The sequence below is a fragment of the Rhodococcus spelaei genome, assembly GCF_006704125.1.
Classification (GTDB): Bacteria; Actinomycetota; Actinomycetes; order Mycobacteriales; family Mycobacteriaceae; genus Rhodococcus_G; species Rhodococcus_G spelaei.
Map to the genome: position 1 here is coordinate 520,618 of NZ_VIGH01000003.1, position 19,666 is coordinate 540,283.

Here is a 19,666-nt window from a genome sequence, read left to right on the forward strand (position 1 = left end):
CGTGTCGCGTGGCGGTCGTGGGGCCCGCCAGGGCCTGCCCCATGCGGAGGAGGTTGTTGGTCATGACGCGGAGAATTGCTCGATACGGATGGCTGCCGGACCTGCCCGACCAACGCGATCACGTGTACGCGGCGCCCCCGGCGATCCTCGGTGAGATGCCTGCGAAGGTCGACCTGTCCACGGACTGCCCACCGGTGTACGACCAGGGGCAACTGGGCAGCTGCACCGGAAACGGGATCGCGGCGGCCTTGCAGTTCGACGCGATGAAGCAGAAGCTGCCCGACCAGAGCACGCCGTCGCGGCTGTTCATCTACTACAACGAACGAGCGCTGGAAGGGACCGTGAACCAGGATGCCGGTGCGCAGATTCGTGACGGCATCAAGACCGTCAACTCGGACGGAGCGTGTCCCGAAACCGAATGGCCGTACAACGTAGAGGCATTCGCGACCAAACCTCCGGACTCGTGCTACGCCGACGCCGCGAAGTTCCGCGCAATCGGCTACTCCCGGGTGGCTCGAACGCTGCCGCAGATGAAGGGCTGCCTCGCGGCCGGATACCCGATCGTCTTCGGCTTCACCGTGTACGAGAGCTTCGAGTCGGGACAGGTCGCGACGACCGGTGAAGTCCCGATGCCGGGCGCGGGCGAGCAGGTCTTGGGCGGTCACTGCGTGGTGGCGGTCGGGTACGACGACTCCACGTCGCAGTTCCTGATCCGCAACTCCTGGGGTCCCGGCTGGGGCCAGAAGGGTTACGCCACCATGCCGTATGCGTATCTCCTCTCGCCCGGACTCTCCAGTGACTTCTGGACGATCCGCACCGTGTCTGCTGCCACACAGTGATCCGCGCGACGGTGGGTGGGGCCTTCCGTGTCGATCTGGACTCGACGCCGGTATCCGGCTATCGATGGCGGCTTCGGGAACTGCCGGACGGCATCGAACTGGTCGACGCCGATTTCACCCCGGCGTCGAACGCCCGTCTCGGCGCCGGGGGAATCCAGCACTTCGAGCTGAGAGCCGCGGTGGCCGGCAGGTTTTCCCTCACCTTCACCCTCGAGCGGTCGTGGGAGGCGACTGCTGTCGATTCTCGAGTCGTAGACGTCGAGGTGAGTTGACGGCGGTGGCGTGGGGTCAGGCCGGGATACGGGCGAGCCGGCGCCATCGAGATTGCCCGATTTCGACGTTGAGGTAGTCGACTACGCATGACGGGTCACGTCCTGCGGCGAACGATGAATGTGTCGGAAGGTGACCGGGGACCGGTTGGGGGAGCGGTGCTCGGCACACGATCCGCTGTATCGGTGATCCCACTCCGCTCATCCGCACGGATGCCAACGCGGTCGGATCTGTCTCGAAAGGAATTCTGATGAAGCTCCAGAGAGCTGCCGCCGCCTCGGTGCTCACTGTCGCAGCGCTGGGAATCGGCGGTGGGACGTCGTTTGCCGATCCAGCGCCCCCGCCCGGCGCGATCGTGAACTATCACATCGGTGTGGCGCCGGACGGCCGTTCCGCGCGGGCCACCCTCGACGGTGCTGCGTTCAAGGTCGACCCGTCGGGTTGGTCGGTCGACGTGGTCAACGATACGGGCACCACGCTGGTGAGCCTTCCGCTGTTGTACCCGGCCAACGGCGATGTGTATCGACTCACTCCTGACATCGAAAACGGCGGCGGTCAACTCACGCTGACGCCCGACACGGTGCCGATGTCGGTCGAGCCGGGGACGCGCAACGTCGACAAGCCCACGCGCGACGAGGCGTACCGCAATCTCGTGTACCAGGCAGAGGTCGGATGGGCGGCCGGCGGATGGATGGGCGCGGCCGTAGCCGGTGCGATCGCGGGACCAATCTGTATCACCGTGGTGGGTTGTGTTGTTCCGCTAACCGCCGCCGCAATCGGTGCATACGTGGGTATTTCGATGTTCAACCCGAACTTCCAGCCCGCGGTCGACGCGTTCATGTCGACGTTCTAGAAGGCACGCCGAACTGAACAGCAATGGTGGCCGTGGCGATCGACGAAGGGACGAACCAATGTTCACCAAGAAGAAGATCCGCATTGCCTCGGCAATGATCGCTGTGTCAGGCGCCAGCGCCGTTGCACTGTTGGTGTCGCCGGTGGCGCATGCGTCGACCCCCGGACCGTTCACGCCCCAGGCAGGCCTGGGACTCTGCCCATTTCCGTCAGTTCTGAGCATGCCATTCGGGCTGACGGCGAACACCGCGGGCACGCCTACCGTCACGCTTACTTCGTCATTTGGCGCTGTCTCGCTCACAGGTGCGACGGTCAATTGGACAGATACCGCTCTCAGCCAGGCCGGTAGTGCGAGCGTTCACGGACAGGTTGCGACGGTGACCGGCAGTACATTCACGATGCCCGGCGTAGTTGCAGGAGATACCGTCACGATGCAACTGTCGTCAGGTGGGAGCTGCTGGATCAACGGGGGTGTTGCGACAGTGGTCGTTTGATGTGCGTGACGTGCATCGACCCTGAATAGTGCAGACGAGGCACCTCGCGGTGGATGCATGCGGATAGTCCGGGCGGGCCGATTGCGACGGAGTGGAAACTCCGATTTGTGGCAGTCGGCTCGCTGTGTGTTACCGACACCACGGGGTGAGTGTTGTCCACCCTCCCTCAGACAGAACCAATCCCGGGGTCCCTCGTCGATCGTATTCGTGTCCGCCAGATTTGTAGGTGACCGCGAAATCGAGGATCAGTCGAGGGAAGTGATGGCCATGTCGAGCACCCGAGCCGCCGCGAATCGCAGGGGACGCCGGATGACGGTGACCGCCGATGATGGTGTGCCACTGGCAGTTCGGACCTTCGGCTCCGCCGATGCGCCGCTGACGGTGATCTGCATCCACGGCTTCTGCCTGCGCATGGAATCGTGGATCCGCCTCCGCCTCGGCTCCGTGCTGGGTGCCCAGACCCAAGTTGTGTTCTACGACCAGCGGGGGCACGGTCGGTCGGGGGAGGGCGGCAACGAGACCTACACCATCGACCAGCTCGGCAGTGATCTCGACGCCGTGATCCGCTCCCTCGGGACGCACACGCGCATCGTTTTGGTGGGGCACTCCATGGGCGGGATGGTGGCGATGGCGTGGGCCCGCCAGCATCCGCGTCAGCTCGGATCGACGGTGGCGGGGATCGGTCTGCTCTCCACCGCGGCCTCGGGTGTGGCGGAATCGGGACTCGGCCGCGCGCTGCGCAGTCCACTGAGCGCCGCGCTGCGCCTTGGCGTGCGGTGGTCGCCGTCGATGGTGGACGCGGTGATCGGTGGGGCGCGGAAGCTGAGCGCGACGGTTGCCAGGGGCGGGTCGCGGACCGGCACCGTCGCCATGGCGGCGGGCGCGGGCTCGATGCTCGGTCGGACGCCTGCGCGCACCGTCGCCGGATTTCTCCCTGCGCTGGCAAGCCTCGATGAACGCCGGGCGCTTCCCCTGCTCGCGAGCATTCCCGCTCTTGTGTTGTACGGGTCTGCCGACCGTGTTACGCCACAGCATCATTCGGAGGATCTGGCGGAACAGTTGCCGCTCGCCGAGCTGGTTCGGGTCGACGGCGCGGGACACCTGCCACTGCTGGAGTGCCCGCAGGTGGTGGCCGCAGCGATCGCCCGACTGGTGTCGAGGGTGCGCGAGGACGCGAAGTTCGCCCCCGTCGACGACGCACTCTGCGTTGCGCGGGTACGTTGAAGATCCCCGCCGCGGCGTTCGTGGTTCCGATCAGGAAGTAGTCCATCTGGACGGTGTAGCCGGCCGGCCCGGCAATCGTGCCGGGTTGACGTCAGCGGGGTATTGGACTCGCCACGCTGTCGATGCTGCGTTGCGACTGGTCGTAGGTTCGCCCGGAATCGTGATTGGGGTACTTCACTACCCGCGTCGGATCCGCCCTGGCCCGGGATGATTGTTGTCAACCACCCCAAGGGATCCAGGAGATGAGCGAGCCATGAAGTCATCGATTCGTATTGCCGCCGCGGTCGCGGCGAGCGTCCCGCTGTTGGCCCTGGCGTCGGGACCGGCCACAGCGGCCTCCCGGTCCGCGGGAATGCTGTCACAGGGTGGTGGATCTGGTGCGACCAGGATTGTCGTGCTGCGGCCGGTGAACGCGGCGGGCGTCACGGCGCCGGGGTGGACCATCGACAGGTCGCACGCGAACGAGAGCGCGGACGGGTGCGCCGGCCCCTCGCCTCACACGGTTTCGGCGGGCGTCTACGACTGTGGTGCTTCGGCGTTGGCCGGGGACGCGTGCTGGCCGACCGCCGGGAGCAGCGACATCCTGTGCCTGACCGACCCATTCTCGACGAGGTTGACGATGTACCGCACGGGCGGGCCGATTGCGGATAAACCGATGCCCGCAAATCCGACCCCGATCGCACTCGAACTCGACAACGGCCTCCAGTGCCGCGCCCGTGTCGGAGGATCGTGGGGGCGGCCGGCCGCGCACCCGGACTACTTCGGTTACTACTCCTGCCCAATGCGCGGCAATGACTTTGTTGCTGTGTGGGGCCCTTCCGGCACTTCGCAGGGGATCACCAAGGGGGTGGACGGCTGGACTGTCCAGGTAGGCGACGCCAACGGACCGCTGAGCACACACACGGTTGCCGCCGCCTCCTTCGTAGGGGCTGCGTGAGCCGTCGTGCACGGTCACCCGATAGGTATTCCGGTGAAGTTGCACGACCCGTGAATTCAGTTGACGATGAATGTGCCTGCGACCGCGCATTCGGTCGTGGGACCGGTCACCCCGCGCCAGTAGCTGCCTTTCAGGATGCCCACGCCCATGCCGTGTGTGGGTAGCAGTACTCCCTGCCCCGGCAGAATCTGCACCTTGCCGCTGCCGGCGCTGCTCCCCATTAGCGGGCTGAGGTCAAGATTGTCGGTGCGCTGCGGCGGGGGTAGCAGGGCGAATGGATCGGCGACGAAGATCCCCGCAGGCTGTCCGACCGGTGCTTGGGCGCCCGCGCTGATTGGACAGGAGTTGCTCGTCGGACCGAAAGAGTTGTCAGCATGCGCGATTCCGGTGCCAACCAGTGCAATTGCAGCGATCGTCGCTACCGCCAAACCGCCGGTTGCCTGACCGGTGTTCTTGATCATGATCAATACTCCTCGAATCGTAATGAGTGCCGCGGTCGGCGCCGATGCCGGATGCGGTTCATGACTGCCACGTCCAGGCGAGCAATTGATCGCGGTCAGGGCATCGGAAGTTAGCTAGGCACCGAATTCAGCCGCGCTTCTTCTGAAGTCCTGTCGGGACTGCGTTACTGGCGGTATGCGGAACCGACGCGACGGAGCGGAAGCGCTGATCCGTCGGCGTCTGTCCCTTCGTTGACGGTGAGCGTTCACCTCCAGAGCGATGGCCTCCGAAGCGGATCAGGCGCTCTGCGGCATGCCGAGCATGCCGAGAATCTGATTGATGACCGTCGTGGCTTGGTTTGACGTGCCGGGGTTGCTGGGGCCGGGGTTGTTGGCGCCCGGGTTGTTGGCGCCCGGATTGGTCGAGCTGTTGGCGGGTACTGAGAAGTACACAGTCTGCGAATCGTTACCCGATTGATCCCCACTGCACCAGGCATGTTCCTGGCCCGGCGCAAGCGGTCCAATCCGGCGTGTTGGAACCCCAGCGGGTTGATTGGTTACACCCCATACTTGATTCGGGTCCCAGACCACGACCTGAAAACTGGTGTCTGGAGTCCCGTAGCCTGTGTCCGTACAGGTCACGATGACCGTATTGTCAGGGTTGACCGTAACTGCGGGTTGTCTGCCCTGCATATCGGCGGATGCCGTGCCGGTGCCGATCGCCAACATCGCGATTGGCGCCAGCGCGAAAGTCGCGGCCGCCCCAAAGGCCTTCACCTTCGTCGACCCGCTATGCGAGTGTCGATTCTGGACCTTGCTGTTGAACATTGGTTTACCTTTCGCTGGTTAGATCGTCTGTGGTGCATGCATTTCAGGTGCGACACCCGCGCGTGCGTGGCTCTGCCTTGCGTCAATCATCGGGCTCATTGGCGGTGCAGGTTCGAGTAGTGCGCTACCCGACTTGGTGTCGGAGAAGGGCGGCCTGTCGACAGGGGAGTCGGCGCAATCGCCTGACCTGATACAGGGGATCGCAGTTCTCGTACCACTGCCGCGGACCGGTCGGGGCGGGCACTCCGGTGTCGCAGTTGCGGGTGTAGTGCTGCGCGCAGACCCAGGTGCTGCCCGGATCGGGAGGCTCGGTCGGCTCGGGAGATAGGGGCCCAACGAAGGCTGTAGCTCCGACGAGCAGCAGTGCACGATTGGCTTGCAGAGTTGAGTGATCATTGTGGTGTCCCTTGATAATTGAGTGGTTGCGTTGCAGTTCGGGAATGCCTGCATTGGCCAGAGTTCGTCAGATGCGCTGCCGGGAGTAGATACCCTGCGGGTGTCCCGCGTCCTCAGTGGAGTACCAGTTTTCGACCGAAGGGGGGCTCGCCTTCACGGGGTTCAGAGGGTAGGACTGCCCGCATTGATGGAGCCAGTCGCTGCGTCGACCGACGGTGACCGGACAATTAGGTGGCTCATCGCTACGCCGAAGTCGTTGATTCCGATTGCGTCGCAGGCGAACCGGAAGAAGGTGTGGCGCCGTGTCGTTCGGCATCGGCGGCCACTGGAGCAACGGTTGCCGCCGATGCCGTCCAGAGGATTCTCACTGCGCCACGACTCGGCCACGGAACCCCTGCTGGGCCACAGCGCAAGTCCGGCCACGCGCTTGCTTCTCCGTCAGCCGTCGAATACCGCTTCGGCTTGCGTCGCCGGATCGGCCTCAACCAATGGATCAGCGCCGGTGAACTCGGCGAGTTCACCGGCAGTTCGCCGCAATTGGAAGGCGAATACTCCCTGGCTCTCGGCTCTGCACCCCTTGGCCGTCTCCGCTGCGATCGGCGGGCAGGAAGATTCTGGTCGAATGTCGACGACGTATCCGGTGTCCCACACCCCGGGATGAGGGACATACCACCGGTGGCTACCGATGCTCCACCGCTGGACCCCTGTTTGGAGCCGCGCGATTCCGCGAATCTTGAATGGTCAGAAAGACAAACCCACCACTCGGAGGTAACTGAAATGTCGAACACCATCAAGCGCACCGTCACCGCATTCGCCATCGCTGCATTCGCACTCGGAGCCGGGGCCGGAATCGCATCGGCCGACACCACCGGGGGCGGAGGCTGGTTCGACCCCGGGATCGGCGGACCGGGAATCAGCCTGACCGGCAACGGAAATGGAGGCGACGTCAGCAATGGCAACGGCGGCAACCTCACCGACAATGGCTACCAGCTCTGCGTCGCCGGCGTTACCGTCTTCTGCCCGCACTGATCGTCATGCGCGCCGACGGGCCGATGAGTTCCCACACAGCTGGATCACCGGCCCGTCGCCTGCGGCAGGTCGCCCTGCCGTCACGAAGCATTTCGCCAACTCAAGGAGTCACACATGTCAAATCTACTGAAGCGTGCCACGTTCACTGCGGCCATAGCCACTTGCGCCATCTGTGGTGGAGCAGGAATTGCGTCGGCGGTTGCCGGCGGTGCAGGAGTCGATCCAGCGGCCCTTTCACCCGTTGGGCAGTTGTCTCCGCCGTCGGCAGCGTCCTGTCCCAATCCGACCGATCCTTCGATTCCGGGGCCGGGCGTCAGCCTCCATGGCGTGCATGCCGAGGGACCCACTGTCGGCTGCCTGACGATTCCCAGCGTGGCGGTCGGTCCTGGTGGTGTCAACGCTGCCGGAATCCCGATCGGATTTCCAGGCGCCGCGGATTGATCCCCACCGGGGTCGGTTTCGATCAACAGGTTGCCACGCGGCCACCGAGGGAGGATTCTTTGCTCCCTTGGTGGCCGCGTGGTCGTGTTGTCGAACAACCGATTGGCACCCTTGCCTGCCGCAACGCGTCGCGGGACGATGGAAAGACTCCCCGGGAGGTTGACATGAGCTCCGATGACGACCCGCGCCTGAGCTACACCGACGCCGACGGGATCCCGAGACGACTGGCCCTGTCCGACGGGCTGAGCCACGTGACCATCGGGCGCTCGCCACACTCGGACATCGCGCTCACCGGCGACGCGGAGGTCTCCCAGTTGCACGCCACCGTCGACAAGGTGGGCGGGCACTGGGTGGTCGTCGACGACGGGTTGTCGCGCAACGGCACCTTCGTCAACGGTGATCGCCTCGCCGGGCGACTGCTGTTGCGGCCCGGCGATCGAATCCGGATCGGCTCGACACTGTTCACCTTCCAGAGCGTCGACATGTCCGCGTCGAGGGCGACGCGGGTCTCCTCCGGGGCCGTGATCACCAGACGGTCGCTTACCGAGATCCAGCACGCCGTGCTGTGCAGCCTGTGCCGGCCGTACAAGCACAGCGCCGCCTTCGCCAGTCCCCCTGGGAATCAACAGATCGCTGAGGAACTGTTCCTCAGCGTCGACACGATCAAGTCCCACATGCGTGAGCTGTTCACCAAGTTCGGTGTGGAGCAATTGCCGCCGAATCAGAAGCGGGTGCGGCTGGTCGAGCGCGCGATGCAGACCGGCATCGTCACCGACCGGGACCTGTGATCCGGCGGTGGCCGCTCACGAGGCCTGCACGGGTTGGCGTTGCGGTGCGTGCGGTCGCCGGTACCGTCGCCGGGTTCCGATGCGCCACTCCGCAATTGCGGCCGAAGCCCCGGCTCCGCCGGCGAGCAGCATGCACATGATCAGGGTGGGAATCGTCGGAACGCGGCCGGCCAGCACCCAGGCGGCGCCGACCAGCACGACACCGAGCAGTGCCGCACCGGCGATCGTCCCGGCGGACGCCGAGTAGCGACGGCGCCCGCGCCGAAGCGAGCGCACGAAGGACTCGATGTACGCCGCGGCGAACAGCAGCACGACGACGAACCCCACGCCGACCGCCGTGGTGCTCGCCGATTGCGTTGTCCGCACGGCGAACTGGGAGTTCGCGACGGGGGCACCCGCGTGCAGCAGGGTCAACTCGCCGCTCATCCGCCCGGCCAGCAGGTACCGGTTGACTGGCGGCGGTACCGCCGCGACGCCGGTGCCGCCGGACCAGACGATCGGGGCACTCTGGCGGCCGACGGTCGCGCCCAGCACCCGCAGGGTGACCTGCGCGGTGTCCGCGAGGCCGTCGCCGGTGGTCGTCACCGGCACGGGTTGCGACAGGTCGATGGGCACTGCGCCGCCCGTGGTCGGGTCGACGCCCGCGATCGTTGTCGTGCCCGGAGCTAGCGATCCTCCGGTCGACGGAGAGCCCAAGCCGAGAAGCGCGATCAGCACCGCGAGCAGGGCGAGGCCCGCGGCCAGCGCGAACGGCACCCGAGGGGACTTGACGTCGACCAGCGAACGGACCGGGACGAGCTCCTCGACCTGGGCGTCGGCGAGCTGGACACCCCGGGTGTGCACGGTGACGGACGGTCGCACGGTCGGTACGTCGGGACGCACCGTGGGACCTGGGAAGCCGGTCGGGGGCGCCGGTCGGGTCGGATCGGAGGCGGCTGCGGTGGCCGCGCGGGTGGTGGTGGGGCCGCCGAGGGTGGCCCCGGCCGCGGTGACGATCGTGTCCGCGCCCATAACCGGAATGCCGGACGCGGCGAGCCAGTCCGGGCCCCAGCACTCGGCGGCGGCCTCGGCGAGCGCGACGCCGAACGACTCCGCGGAGGCGAACCGGTCGTTGGGGTCGGTCGCGAGCCCACGCATGACGACCGAGGCCACCGAATCGGGAATCGTCGGTGCGGCCTCGCCGATCGGGGTCGGGGACTCGTATGCATGCATGAACAGCATCGCCATGCTGCCCTCACCCCTCGGAAAGGGCAGCGTGCCTGCGAGCAGTTCGTAGAGCATCGTGGTCAACGCGTAGACGTCGGTGGCGGGCGAGAGCGGCTCGCCGCGGGCCTGTTCGGGGGCGATGTACGCGGGGGTGCCGAGCACGTCGCCGGTGCGGGTCGCGAGCGTCTCCTCGCCGCCCACGACCTTCGCGATGCCGAAGTCGGTCATCTTCAGCGCGCCGGTCGCCGCGAACATCACGTTCTCGGGTTTGACGTCGCGGTGCAGGATGCCGTGCTCGTGGGCGGCCCGCAAACCTGAGGCGCACGCGAGGGCCACCGCGACCGCGGCGTGCGCGTCGAACCCGTCGTGGGTGAACCGGCTCCACACCGTGCCTCCGGGGAGGTACTCCATCACCAGCAGACACAGCCCGTCGTGTTCGACGAAGTCGTACACCGGCACTACGTGTGGGTGATCTATCGAGGCGAGCAACCTCGCCTCGGCGGCGAATCGCCGCTGGACATCGACGTCCGACGCGAACTGGGACGGCAACTCTTTGATCGCCACCGGGCGGCCGAGCCGCCGGTGACGGCCGGAGAGCACCACCCCGCAGCCGCCGTGCCCCAGTTCGTCGCCGACCTCGTAGGCCGGCAGCGCCAACCGAACCTGTTCGGTCTCGATGCTCATCGTCGCTCCCTGTCCTGGGTGGGAAGCGCAGTGGTGACGATGTCGGCGGTGCCCTCGGAACCTGGCTCGCTCGCGAGTTCGTCGGCGTCGAGTTCGTCGTCGCGATCCGGGGTCGGCGAGAGGTAGCCGATGAAGAAGAAGACGACTGCGAACAGGGCTGCGGCGAGTAGCCAGTGGGTGGAGTTCGGTACCCACCACCGAGCGACCGACCCGGTGAAGACCAGTACCAGCCCGATGCCGATGCCCGGGGTGAGCAGTCGGGTGCCGCGCCGCCACCGGTTGGGGGACAGGCGATGCCGGGCGATCGCCAGTGCCGAGTCGGCGATCGCGAGCGCGGTCAGGATCAACAGCGCCAGTCCGAACAGGCCGTACACCGAGAGCAGTGAACCCCGCACATCGACAACCGTGGACAGGGTTGCCGCGACGTGCCCCTGGTCGTCGACGGCGGTCAGGGTGCTGCCGATGAGGCCGGTTGCCTGGCCGTCGAGTCCGGACATGTCCAGCGCGTAGCTCACGGTCTCGGTCGCGGCGGGCGCGACCGACAGGTTGATCGCGGTCGAGTACGAGTAGAACGACAGCCCGACGACGTGGCCGGCGAAGTCGATGCGGCGCAGCAGAACCGGCGCCGCCGTGCCGTTGCTGACGGTCAGGGAGAAGTGCGCCGGGTGGGACGGGTCCAGTCGTACCGGTTGCGCGGCGGTGGCGTCGCCCGCGCCTTGGTCGTTGATTCTTGCGGAGAGCTGGACCGAACCGGGCGCGGGCTCGGCGTGCGCGGGGCCTGCGAACGTCAGGGCGAACGCGAGGGCGGTCAGGACCGCCAGGCACCAGTGCTTCATGAGCGCTCCCGGGGTGAGGGCGGCGGCAGCAGCCTCCGCCGATAGATCAACATGCCGATCAAGAGGAAGAAGACGATCACCGTCACCGTGGACGTGTCGGTGCTGACCTGGCTGGCCTGCACGACGTCGAGCGAGGCCAGGAGGATGGGCCCGCAGTTCGCCGCGACCTGGTAGCGCCCGACGTCGACCGAACCGACGGCCACGGGCGCCTGGAATCCGCCTGCCCCGTCGGCGACGGTGTGGCCGACGGGCTGGCCCTGCAGGGTGAGCGCGACGTTCGAGCCGGCCGGGCACCCTTCGCCGATCGCGGTCACCTCACCGCCGGGATCGACCGCGGGACTGCTCAGTGACAGGTCCTTGGTGGGCGCCTGGGGTGACGCGGGCGCCGGGCTGGGCTGGGGCGGGGGTGTATTCACTGCCGGCGGGAGCGGGGGAGCGGCCGGCTGTCGCGGGGCAGGCTCGCTGGCAGGGGCGGGTGCCGGGCCGGTGGGCGGCGGGGCCTCGGGCGCGGGTACAGGAACGGGTACGGGCGCAGGTGGGACAGGCACCGGAGCAGGATTCTCGGGCGGTGCTGGCGGAACCTCGGGCGGAGGCGGAGGCGGAGGCGGAGGTGGAGGTGGAGGTGGCGGCGGTTGGCAGAGGGAGGGGTTGGCTTGGCAGGGGTCTCGGGGCGGCGGCGGCGGCGGAGGGGGTGGCGGTTGGCAGAGGGAGGGGTTGGCTAGACAGGGGTTGCGCGGCGGTGGCGGTGGCGGGGGTGGGGGCGGGCAGACATCAACAAATCCGCAGTTACTGATCGGGATCGACGGGGCGCACTCCGCGCCAATGCACAAACCCGCCGCGTGCCCAGGCGACACAGCCGACACGGTCACGCCGCCGACACCGGCGAGCGCGGCCGCGAGGCAGCCGATCGCAGCTGCTCGGCGCGAACGCGAGGACTGGCGCATCGTCCCGATCTCCCTTCCTCAGCTCCGGTCGGTCGGCCAGCTGGACGAACGACCTTGTGTCCGTTGTGAACTCAACCAGCGTGGACCTAGGGTCGAGGCAGCGGCCAGCCGCCCGCGGGGTGGACACCTTCACCCCCACGTAGGAAATCGACCATCCGTGGTGTGGGGGCATCTGCGTGCCGTGTGTCCCGGCCCTCCAATCGTGGTGCTCGCACCGTCGCCGCACACGAGTAGTCCGCTACTCCAATCGGCTTGCTCGGGGAACGAGACGAGGATCGCCGCTACCTCCGGGGCCGAATCCATGCCTGCGGGTGTGCGTCCATTCAGCCCCGGGGTCGGTATGCGTGATCGAGCCTGCGCACGACCATGAACTGGCACCTCGAATCGAGGCTGTACCGGGAACGCAGTCCACACGAACCAGAAAGGCGTCATCATGTCCACACCCGACGGAACCCCCGACCAGAACCGCTATTACGTGCCGCCACCGCCCCCTCCGCAAGGGGCGGGCGGACCGGGACGAGCGGTGACCCCAGGCAAGGCGATGAAGGACGTGTCGATGGCAGGCTGGGGCCTGCTGGGCGCCGCGCTGATGACGACAATTGCGGGCTTCCTGCCGTGGTGGTCGATGTCGGTCTCGGTGATGGGCTACGACACGTCCGACTCGGTGAACGGCTGGCATCGGTTCTGGTGGATCGGGCTGCTCGCGGCACTCGGCGTTGGCGCCACGTACGGCTTGTCGGCGTTCAAGGTGATCGCATCGCACCCGAAGATGCCGGTCGTCCTCGTCTACAGCGCGCTCGGGTCCTTCGTGGTGACGCTGCTCGCGGTGCTCGACACCGTCACGCTCGGATCCGGTCGCGGGCTCATCGGTTCCGCGGTGTCCGCCGGTCCGTCGTTCGGCGTGTTCGCCGCGCTGGTGGCCACCGGGGCACTCGCGTACTTCGCGGCCCTCGTCGGCCAGGAATCCGGTGTGCGACTTCCCATCACGGTCAAGGGTCCACTCCGGAGGTGACCACACCGACGGCGAGGGTGGCCGGGCCCGATGGGCCCGGCCACCCTCGTGCTTCTTCCGAGGGGCGGGGGACCCGGGGCGAGCCTGCCTCGGGTCAGGGCTGGACGACGACGGCCGTAGTGAGCGTTCAGACCGTCGTGCCGCTGGTGTACGACCCCGACAGGATGCCGAGGCCCGCGGCGTTAGGCGCGGCGACGGTGTTCGTCAGCCCTGACCCGGGAAACACGGTGAATGAGCTCGCTCCGGTGAAGGGTGCGGCGAGACTGATCCAACTGTAGGACAGGTTGTTCGTCGTCGTCGCGGTGACGGAAGGGTCCTGAACCCCGACAAATCCGAGCGCCGCCAACGTTCTGGGCGCGACCGTGCCGCATCCGCCGCCGGGTCCGGGAAGACCGTGCCTGCATTCGCTGTTGTCGGTGCGGCAAGGGCCGCCGCACCGGCGAGCAGGAGCAACGCGACGGCGGGGCGAATTCTCCGGATGATGCTCATGGTGTCCTCTCCGATCTATCCATCGATCAGACTGGTGTGAGCTGGTCGGAACGGTAGGCGAAAGCATCACCTCGGTCCGGACTCGTCCAGGATCGCTGCCAATTTCGCCTCCGCGATGGTCATCATCGGGCCCACCGCCTCTGGCTCGATCCTGAGGCACTCGGCGATCAGCTCCCGCGACAGACCAGCGTCGCGCAATCGCAGTGCGAGCGAGTAGGTGACAGGAAGCCGCTCGAGCGCTCTTGCCCGCTGCTCGTTTGCCGCGATCATGTCGAACTCCTTGGGGGCGAACGAAGGTCATGCCGGTCAGCGGCGCGGTCGGCGCGTTGTCGGGGGCGGGGAGGTCATGGCATTCCTCACTTGGCCGAACACATTTCGCGACCCGAGCCGCGGTCCGCCGCAACCTGACAATCGCACTGGGTATCGGGTGCACTTCCTCGAATGAATCAATCTTCACCGCCGCGACGAGAACCCGGGTGAGTAGTCGACTACCCGAATGCGGCCCGCGTCCCCGATGTCACGGGACGCGTGCAGGCCGGGTGGAGGTATCCGGCTTCGTCGCCTTGACGATGTTGTACAGATGCGTACCCGCGCTCGCATTACGGACGCGGAACATTTCGATCTTCACGGTCGGATCCCCGAGTAGACCGGCTCGTTCGTACACCCGCATGATGGATGCCTCCGACCGGGCGTTGATCAGCGGCCAGTCCACCACCCCGAACACGAAATCTGACTGGGTCCTGTCCAGGACCATGTTTCCCGACAGTAACGCGCCGCCCGGCTTGACCAGGTCGAATGCGCGGCGAGTGAACGCGCTCGCCTGCGGCAACCCGCGTCCCCTGAACGCACCCAGTTCGTCGCCGTCCTCTGGGAGGTACTCCTCGAAACCCATGTTCTCGACCAGGTCGAAATGAGCGACCCCGGTGTCGCGTTCGAGCACATCCGGAAGGGCCGGATCGAGGATGTTCGTACGGATGGTGCGGACGGCACCACCGAAGCCCTGTCGCACGGCGTTGTTCCGCACCATGGACAGGGCCCGTCCATCGATATCGGCGACCGTCAAGCGGATCGCTCTGCCCGTCAGCTCCACAGCCCGTTGGGCCGCGCCGATGACGGGGTCGGCGGTGCCGCTCGCCAGACTCAGCACGTCGAGTGGGGCAGATCCTCCTTGCTGTGCAAAGTGGTCGGCCAGAAGATAGCCCATCGCCACGCCCCGGTCGCGAATGCCGATGGCGTCGTCGCCGAACCGGAAGTGTGCGACCGTCTCCGGCGAAATCGTCGCGGTGTCCCCCCGCCGATTGCTGATGACGGTGCCGACTTGGGGGTTTGTCAGGTACAGCAATGCCTCGGCACTCGGAACCATGGTCCGCCACACGGCAAGTCCCTCGACCGGCTTACTCCTCAACCACGCCTTCGTGTACGGGTTCCATTCACTCGAATCCATCGCCTCGACGCGGTCGACGGTGGGATCGAACCCGTCAAGGCGAAGTCGGTCCTCGATGCCGGCGATATAGGCGTTGACGGTCCGATGCGTCGCCGGATCGGCGTCGACATAGGGATCGGCGACCCGGATTTCGGCGAGTGCGTAGGGAAGGTTGCTGCCGTGATTCGGCGAGACCTTGGCGACGGCGGCCACGTGCCCCCACGAACAGTCAGGGTCGATCAATGGACTGGTCAACTTCAGTTCGAAGCAGTCGGTCAGTCGCGACGGCGATGACGTGGAATGGAAGCGCGTGGTGGCCGGGGTGCGGCGCGATTGATGCATGTCGGGTTCTCGATTCGTAGGGTGGGTGCGTTCGATCAGCATCGCCAGCGTGAGGGAGCACGGAAACCCCACCGTGTGTTGGAATTTCCCACCCGCGGGCGGAGAGTTGCAGCCCTATGGGTTGCCCCGATCGGATCCGGCGACCCCCATGTGAAGTGAGGTAGTCGACTACGCACGCGGCCCGCACCCGCACGGCGGAGGGTGGACACAGTCGGATCCAGCAGCCAAGCGTGACGGGTGAGGAGTGACGTGCCATGAAGCGCACTCTGGCCACCTCACTGGTGGCAGCGGCGCTCGCCGTCGTGACGGTCGCGGGGCCAACGGCTGCCGCCGAGCCCGCGGTAACAAGTCCCTCGGCCGGTGCCGGGCCGTCGGATCCCCTCGCAGTCGGGGCCGAGCGGACGCTGTCCGTCTACTCACCGTCGATGAAGCGCACGATCCCCGTCGACGTACTCACCGCCGCCGGTGGCGGCGCAGGCCGCCCCACTTTGTATTTGCTCAACGGGTCGGGCGGCGGGGAGGACTCGGCGAACTGGCGGCAGCGCACCGACGTGGAGTCCTTCTTCGCGGACAAGAATGTCAACGTGGTGATCCCGGACGCGGGAGCGTTCAGCTACTACACCGACTGGCAGCGGGTCGATCCGGTGCTCGGTCGCAACGAATGGACGACCTTCCTGACCAAAGAGCTTCCGCCCGTGGTCGATTCGGCCCTGCACGCCAACGGGGTCAACGCGATCGCAGGCCTGTCGATGGCCGGGACGTCGGTGCTCAACCTCGCGATCGACGCGCCGGGGCTCTATCGTGCGGTCGCTGCTTACAGCGGATGCGCGTCGACCAGCGATCCGGTGGGACAGGAATTCGTGCGCTTGGTCGTCGAGCGGGGCGGGGGAGACATCACCAACATGTGGGGTCCGGTCGGTGGTCCCGGTTGGGTGAACAACGATCCGTATGTCAACGCAGAGCGCCTGCGCGGGGTGACGCTCTACCTGTCCAGCGGGAATGGACTGCCGGGACCATACGACACCCTCACGGACCCACGGATCAACGGCAACCCGACCATGCTGGGGGATCAGGACGTGGTCGGCGGGGTGATCGAGGCCGCGACGAATGCCTGTACGCATCTGATGGTGGGCCGGCTGGCCACACTTGGCATTCCGGTGACCGTCGACTTTCCACCGACGGGCACCCATTCGTGGGGGTACTGGCAGGACGAGTTGCACAGGTCCTGGCCGGTGATCGCGGCCGCGCTGGGGGCGTGAGGGTGGGGTGTCGCGCTTGTCTATTTCCGCGACGCTGCCGATCGCCACCGCGGGTCTGGTCGTCAGGGCGGCTCGGTACACCGGATCCGGCTTGCACCGCCAGTCCGCTGGGTGGACCGAGTCCTTGTCCGGGCAGTCGCCGTCGTCGCCTAATCAGTAGGTCCCGCAATCCACAGAGTCGAGGTGACACCGATGCGGAGGGCGGTCCGGTGGTCGAACACACCCACGATTGTCGTGGCGCAACTGCCGGGGATGGTAGAGATTTGGTGAGGCTGTGATGTCCGAGCGATGGCCGCTCGTCGGCAGGGACGACGAGCTGGCGTTCGTCGGGAAGGCGCTCGGCGGTATTCATCGACGGGGATCCGGCGTGGTACTTGCCGGCGCGCCGGGCGTGGGCAAGACCCGACTGGCCAGAGACGCGCTGGCCGCGGCCGCACGACAGGGTGCGACCGTGCGATGGGTGGTCGCCACCCACTCCGCCCGTGCAGTGCCGCTCGGTGCGCTGAGCCGATACCTCGGGGATACCACCGGAGAGCCCGGCCGGATGCTGTCGCGGGCCAGCCGGACACTGGCGAGCGGTCCCGGCGGGAGCCGGGTGGTGATCGGGGTCGACGACGCGCACCTGCTCGATGCGACGTCGGCGCTGGTCGTGCACCAGATCGTTCTCGATGCGATGGCACCGGTGGTGATCACCGTTCGGACCGGCGAACCTGCGCCCGATGCGGTCACCGCATTGTGGAAGGACGGCTACCTCGACCGGCTCGAAATGCAGTCACTCTCCGAGGCGGAGACAGCGGGCCTTCTCGAGGTCGTTCTGGGCGGCGCCGTCGACAGGGCCAGCGCCCAGCGATTGTGGAGCCTGACCGCGGGTACGACACTGTTCCTACGTCACCTGGTCGACGCGGAGCGTACCGCCGGCAGATTGCGCCGCGAGTTGGGGATCTGGCGTTGGTCTGGAGATCCGGGCGTCTCCGCGGCGTTGGCGGACCTCGTCGAGGCGCAGATGGGTGACCTCGACCCGCAGCTGGGTGAGGTGGTGGATCTCCTTGCCGTCGGGGAACCGCTGGACATGGCGGTAATGGACGAGCTGACCAGCTCGCAGTCGGTCGAGCGGGCCGAGGTTCGAGCGTTGGTCACGGTGGACGCACCGGATCTGCAGGCGAGATTGGCGCACCCCCTTTACGGAGAGGTGCGACGCGCGCGAATCGGAACCGTGCAGGCTCGGCGGCTGCGTGGCCGGGTCGCGACCGCGTTGGCCGGCCGCGAGGGACGAGATGCCCAAATGGTCCTTCGCCGGGCGGTACTGGCCAGCGAGTCGGACCTGCCTCCCGACGTGCAGCTGCTCACCGCGGGCGCTCAGATCGCCCTCGCGCTCGGGGATGCAGACCTGTGCGAGCGGCTCGCGCACGCCTGCGGGGAGTCGGAGGGTGGCTTCGAGGCGCGGCTGCTGTGGGCCCGGGCGCTGAGCAGCTCGGGGCGGGGAACGGAGGCGGCCACCGAGCTGACGGCATTGCGCCGCCGTGCGGCCACCGACGATCAGCGTCTGCGGGTGTCGATACCGCAGGTGGTCAATCTGTTCTGGGATCTTGGGCGCGTCGGCGAGGCACAGCGAGCGGTGGACGAGGCGTTGGCGGCCATCGCAGATCCCGACGCGCGGCGGGCGCTGGTCTCGCTTTCCGCGGACATGGACTTCTGCCTGGGTCGGCCGGCGGTTGCCGTTCGGCAGGCGGAGCGAGCTCTCGATTGCACCAGACCGTCGAGTTCTGTTGTGCTGCAATCATGTTATGCACTGATCGGTGCTCTGGGGCTGCTCGGGAAGACCGACTGCGTCGGCTCCATTGCCGAGCGTGGGTACGCGGCCGCGGCGTCCACGCACTGCACCGCCATCTCGAAGGTCAGCCTGCGGCTGCAGCACGTGAACGCGTTGGTCGACGCTGGGTACCTCTGTGAAGCAATGAATCTGGCAGAGCTCGCTCTCGCGGAGTCGTCCAACGCGCCCGCCCCGACGCGCCTCAAGGCGATCTTCGTCAGCGGTCGGGTTGCGTTGCGCTGCGGTGATCTGCACGCTGCGGTGCGTGCGCTGCGTGAGGCACGGGCCGGACTCGGCGGTCACGGGGCGCTTGGGATGGCGTACGCATGCCGACTCACTCTTGCTCAAGCCCTCGTCGCCAGCGGTGACACCGAAGCTGCCGTCGAGGTACTGGCCGAGGCCGAGGATCTTCGGCACCCCGCCTACACCTTCCTGGACCCAGAGTTGTGTCGGGTGCGGGGCTGGGTGCTTGCCGCGCGCGGGCAGAGTACCGAAGCGATCATGTCCGCGTACAGCGCGGCGAATCGTGCTGTGGCGCTCGGTGAACCCAGCTTCGAAGTCCTTGCCTTGCTCACGGCGGTGCGACTCGGCGACAGGGGTTGCGGCGACAGGTTGGATTGCCTGGCCCGTTCGGTTGACGGACCCCGTGCGCCCGCGGCAGCCGAGTACGCCCGCGCGTCAGCGGCGGGCGACGGCCGGTCGCTGGACCATGTCGCGGCGACCTTCGAGCGAATAGGCGACAAGCTGGTGGCCATCGATGCGGCGGCACACGCAGCCGAGGCACACGGTCGCCGCGGGTGTCGCGGATCGGCTCTCGCCTCCGCAGCCCATGCCCGTCGCCTGGCTGTGGAGTGTGGTGGCGCCCGCACGCCGGCCCTGGCGGTGGTGGATTGTCCGCTCCCGCTCACCGGTCGACAACGCGAGATCGCCACCCTCGTCGCGCAGGGACTGACGAACCAGCAGATCGCCGAGCGACTGGTGATGTCGGTGCGCACCGTCGAGGGGCACGTCTACCGGGCGGGGCACAAGCTCGGACTTTCCACACGTGACGAACTCGCCCGCGCAGTGTTGGGCGTGTGATCGCTGCCAGGGTGGGTCGCTGGTGGTTGCGGGGCAAGAGCGA

At 67.1% G+C, this 19,666-nt stretch carries 18 protein-coding genes; 11 read left to right on the forward strand and 7 right to left on the reverse strand.

Annotated features, from left to right (window positions below; all coding sequences use genetic code 11):
• Nucleotides 1–62: 62 nt before the first annotated feature.
• The 6 genes from FK531_RS09175 (at nt 63) to FK531_RS09200 (ending at nt 4,616) form a co-directional block, all read left to right on the forward strand.
• Nucleotides 63–839, forward strand: a complete 777-nt coding sequence (locus FK531_RS09175; protein WP_142097982.1) for a C1 family peptidase — start codon at nt 63–65, stop codon at nt 837–839.
• Nucleotides 836–1,111 carry a protease inhibitor I42 family protein gene (locus tag FK531_RS09180; RefSeq protein ID WP_181762874.1) on the forward strand — a complete coding sequence of 92 codons (276 nt, stop codon included), beginning with the start codon at nt 836–838 and terminating at the stop codon, nt 1,109–1,111. The genes FK531_RS09175 and FK531_RS09180 overlap by 4 nt, the downstream gene beginning before the upstream one ends.
• A 248-nt stretch (nt 1,112–1,359) precedes the next feature.
• Nucleotides 1,360–1,962 carry a DUF8020 domain-containing protein gene (locus FK531_RS09185; protein ID WP_494338128.1) on the forward strand — a complete coding sequence of 201 codons (603 nt, stop codon included), beginning with the start codon at nt 1,360–1,362 and terminating at the stop codon, nt 1,960–1,962.
• Between the two features lie 58 nt (nt 1,963–2,020).
• The gene (locus FK531_RS09190; RefSeq protein ID WP_142097991.1) at nt 2,021–2,455 is read left to right on the forward strand and encodes a hypothetical protein; all 435 of its coding nucleotides are present in this window, start codon (nt 2,021–2,023) and stop codon (nt 2,453–2,455) included.
• A gap of 267 nt (nt 2,456–2,722) precedes the next feature.
• On the forward strand, nt 2,723–3,679 hold the full coding sequence (locus tag FK531_RS09195; protein ID WP_246098034.1) for an alpha/beta fold hydrolase: 957 nt from the start codon (nt 2,723–2,725) through the stop codon (nt 3,677–3,679).
• A 253-nt stretch (nt 3,680–3,932) separates the two neighbouring features.
• Entirely contained in the window at nt 3,933–4,616 is a 684-nt protein-coding gene (locus FK531_RS09200; protein ID WP_142097994.1) for a hypothetical protein, read from the forward strand.
• A 56-nt stretch (nt 4,617–4,672) separates the two neighbouring features.
• On the opposite strand, the gene FK531_RS09205 is transcribed toward FK531_RS09200, so the two are convergent.
• Both FK531_RS09205 and FK531_RS09210 read right to left on the reverse strand, forming a co-directional pair.
• On the reverse strand, nt 4,673–5,077 hold the full coding sequence (locus FK531_RS09205; protein WP_142097997.1) for a hypothetical protein: 405 nt from the start codon (nt 5,075–5,077) through the stop codon (nt 4,673–4,675).
• A gap of 276 nt (nt 5,078–5,353) precedes the next feature.
• A complete protein-coding gene (locus tag FK531_RS09210; protein ID WP_142098000.1) occupies nt 5,354–5,884 on the reverse strand; it encodes a hypothetical protein in 531 nt (176 codons plus the stop codon).
• Between the two features lie 627 nt (nt 5,885–6,511).
• Between FK531_RS09210 and FK531_RS09215 the strand changes: the two genes are divergently transcribed.
• On the forward strand, nt 6,512–7,309 hold the full coding sequence (locus FK531_RS09215) for a hypothetical protein (RefSeq protein WP_142098004.1): 798 nt from the start codon (nt 6,512–6,514) through the stop codon (nt 7,307–7,309).
• 605 nt (nt 7,310–7,914) lie between these two features.
• Nucleotides 7,915–8,538 (forward strand): FHA domain-containing protein, encoded by a 624-nt coding sequence (locus FK531_RS09220; RefSeq protein WP_142098007.1) that lies wholly within the window; start codon nt 7,915–7,917, stop codon nt 8,536–8,538.
• 15 nt (nt 8,539–8,553) lie between these two features.
• On the opposite strand, the gene FK531_RS09225 is transcribed toward FK531_RS09220, so the two are convergent.
• The 3 genes from FK531_RS09225 to FK531_RS09235 are packed head-to-tail and all read right to left on the reverse strand — an operon-like array spanning nt 8,554 to nt 11,680.
• The gene (locus FK531_RS09225; RefSeq protein WP_142098010.1) at nt 8,554–10,428 is read right to left on the reverse strand and encodes a serine/threonine-protein kinase; all 1,875 of its coding nucleotides are present in this window, start codon (nt 10,426–10,428) and stop codon (nt 8,554–8,556) included.
• On the reverse strand, nt 10,425–11,264 hold the full coding sequence (locus FK531_RS09230; protein ID WP_142098013.1) for a hypothetical protein: 840 nt from the start codon (nt 11,262–11,264) through the stop codon (nt 10,425–10,427). The genes FK531_RS09225 and FK531_RS09230 overlap by 4 nt, the downstream gene beginning before the upstream one ends.
• A complete protein-coding gene (locus tag FK531_RS09235) occupies nt 11,261–11,680 on the reverse strand; it encodes a hypothetical protein (RefSeq protein ID WP_142098279.1) in 420 nt (139 codons plus the stop codon). The genes FK531_RS09230 and FK531_RS09235 overlap by 4 nt, the downstream gene beginning before the upstream one ends.
• Before the next feature lie 961 nt (nt 11,681–12,641).
• On the opposite strand from FK531_RS09235, the gene FK531_RS09245 reads away from it, so the two are divergent.
• Nucleotides 12,642–13,220: a hypothetical protein gene (locus tag FK531_RS09245; protein WP_142098016.1), complete on the forward strand. Its 579-nt coding sequence runs from the start codon at nt 12,642–12,644 to the stop codon at nt 13,218–13,220.
• Between the two features lie 555 nt (nt 13,221–13,775).
• Here FK531_RS09245 and FK531_RS09250 read toward each other — a convergent pair.
• A complete protein-coding gene (locus FK531_RS09250; protein ID WP_142098019.1) occupies nt 13,776–13,979 on the reverse strand; it encodes a hypothetical protein in 204 nt (67 codons plus the stop codon).
• Nucleotides 13,980–14,226: 247 nt separating this feature from the next.
• On the reverse strand, nt 14,227–15,516 hold the full coding sequence (locus FK531_RS09255; RefSeq protein ID WP_142098022.1) for a hypothetical protein: 1,290 nt from the start codon (nt 15,514–15,516) through the stop codon (nt 14,227–14,229).
• Between the two features lie 212 nt (nt 15,517–15,728).
• Between FK531_RS09255 and FK531_RS09260 the strand changes: the two genes are divergently transcribed.
• Nucleotides 15,729–16,733: an alpha/beta hydrolase gene (locus FK531_RS09260; protein WP_142098025.1), complete on the forward strand. Its 1,005-nt coding sequence runs from the start codon at nt 15,729–15,731 to the stop codon at nt 16,731–16,733.
• Between the two features lie 277 nt (nt 16,734–17,010).
• Nucleotides 17,011–19,623 (forward strand): helix-turn-helix transcriptional regulator, encoded by a 2,613-nt coding sequence (locus tag FK531_RS09265; protein ID WP_142098028.1) that lies wholly within the window; start codon nt 17,011–17,013, stop codon nt 19,621–19,623.
• The last annotated feature ends 43 nt before the right edge of the window (nt 19,624–19,666 follow it).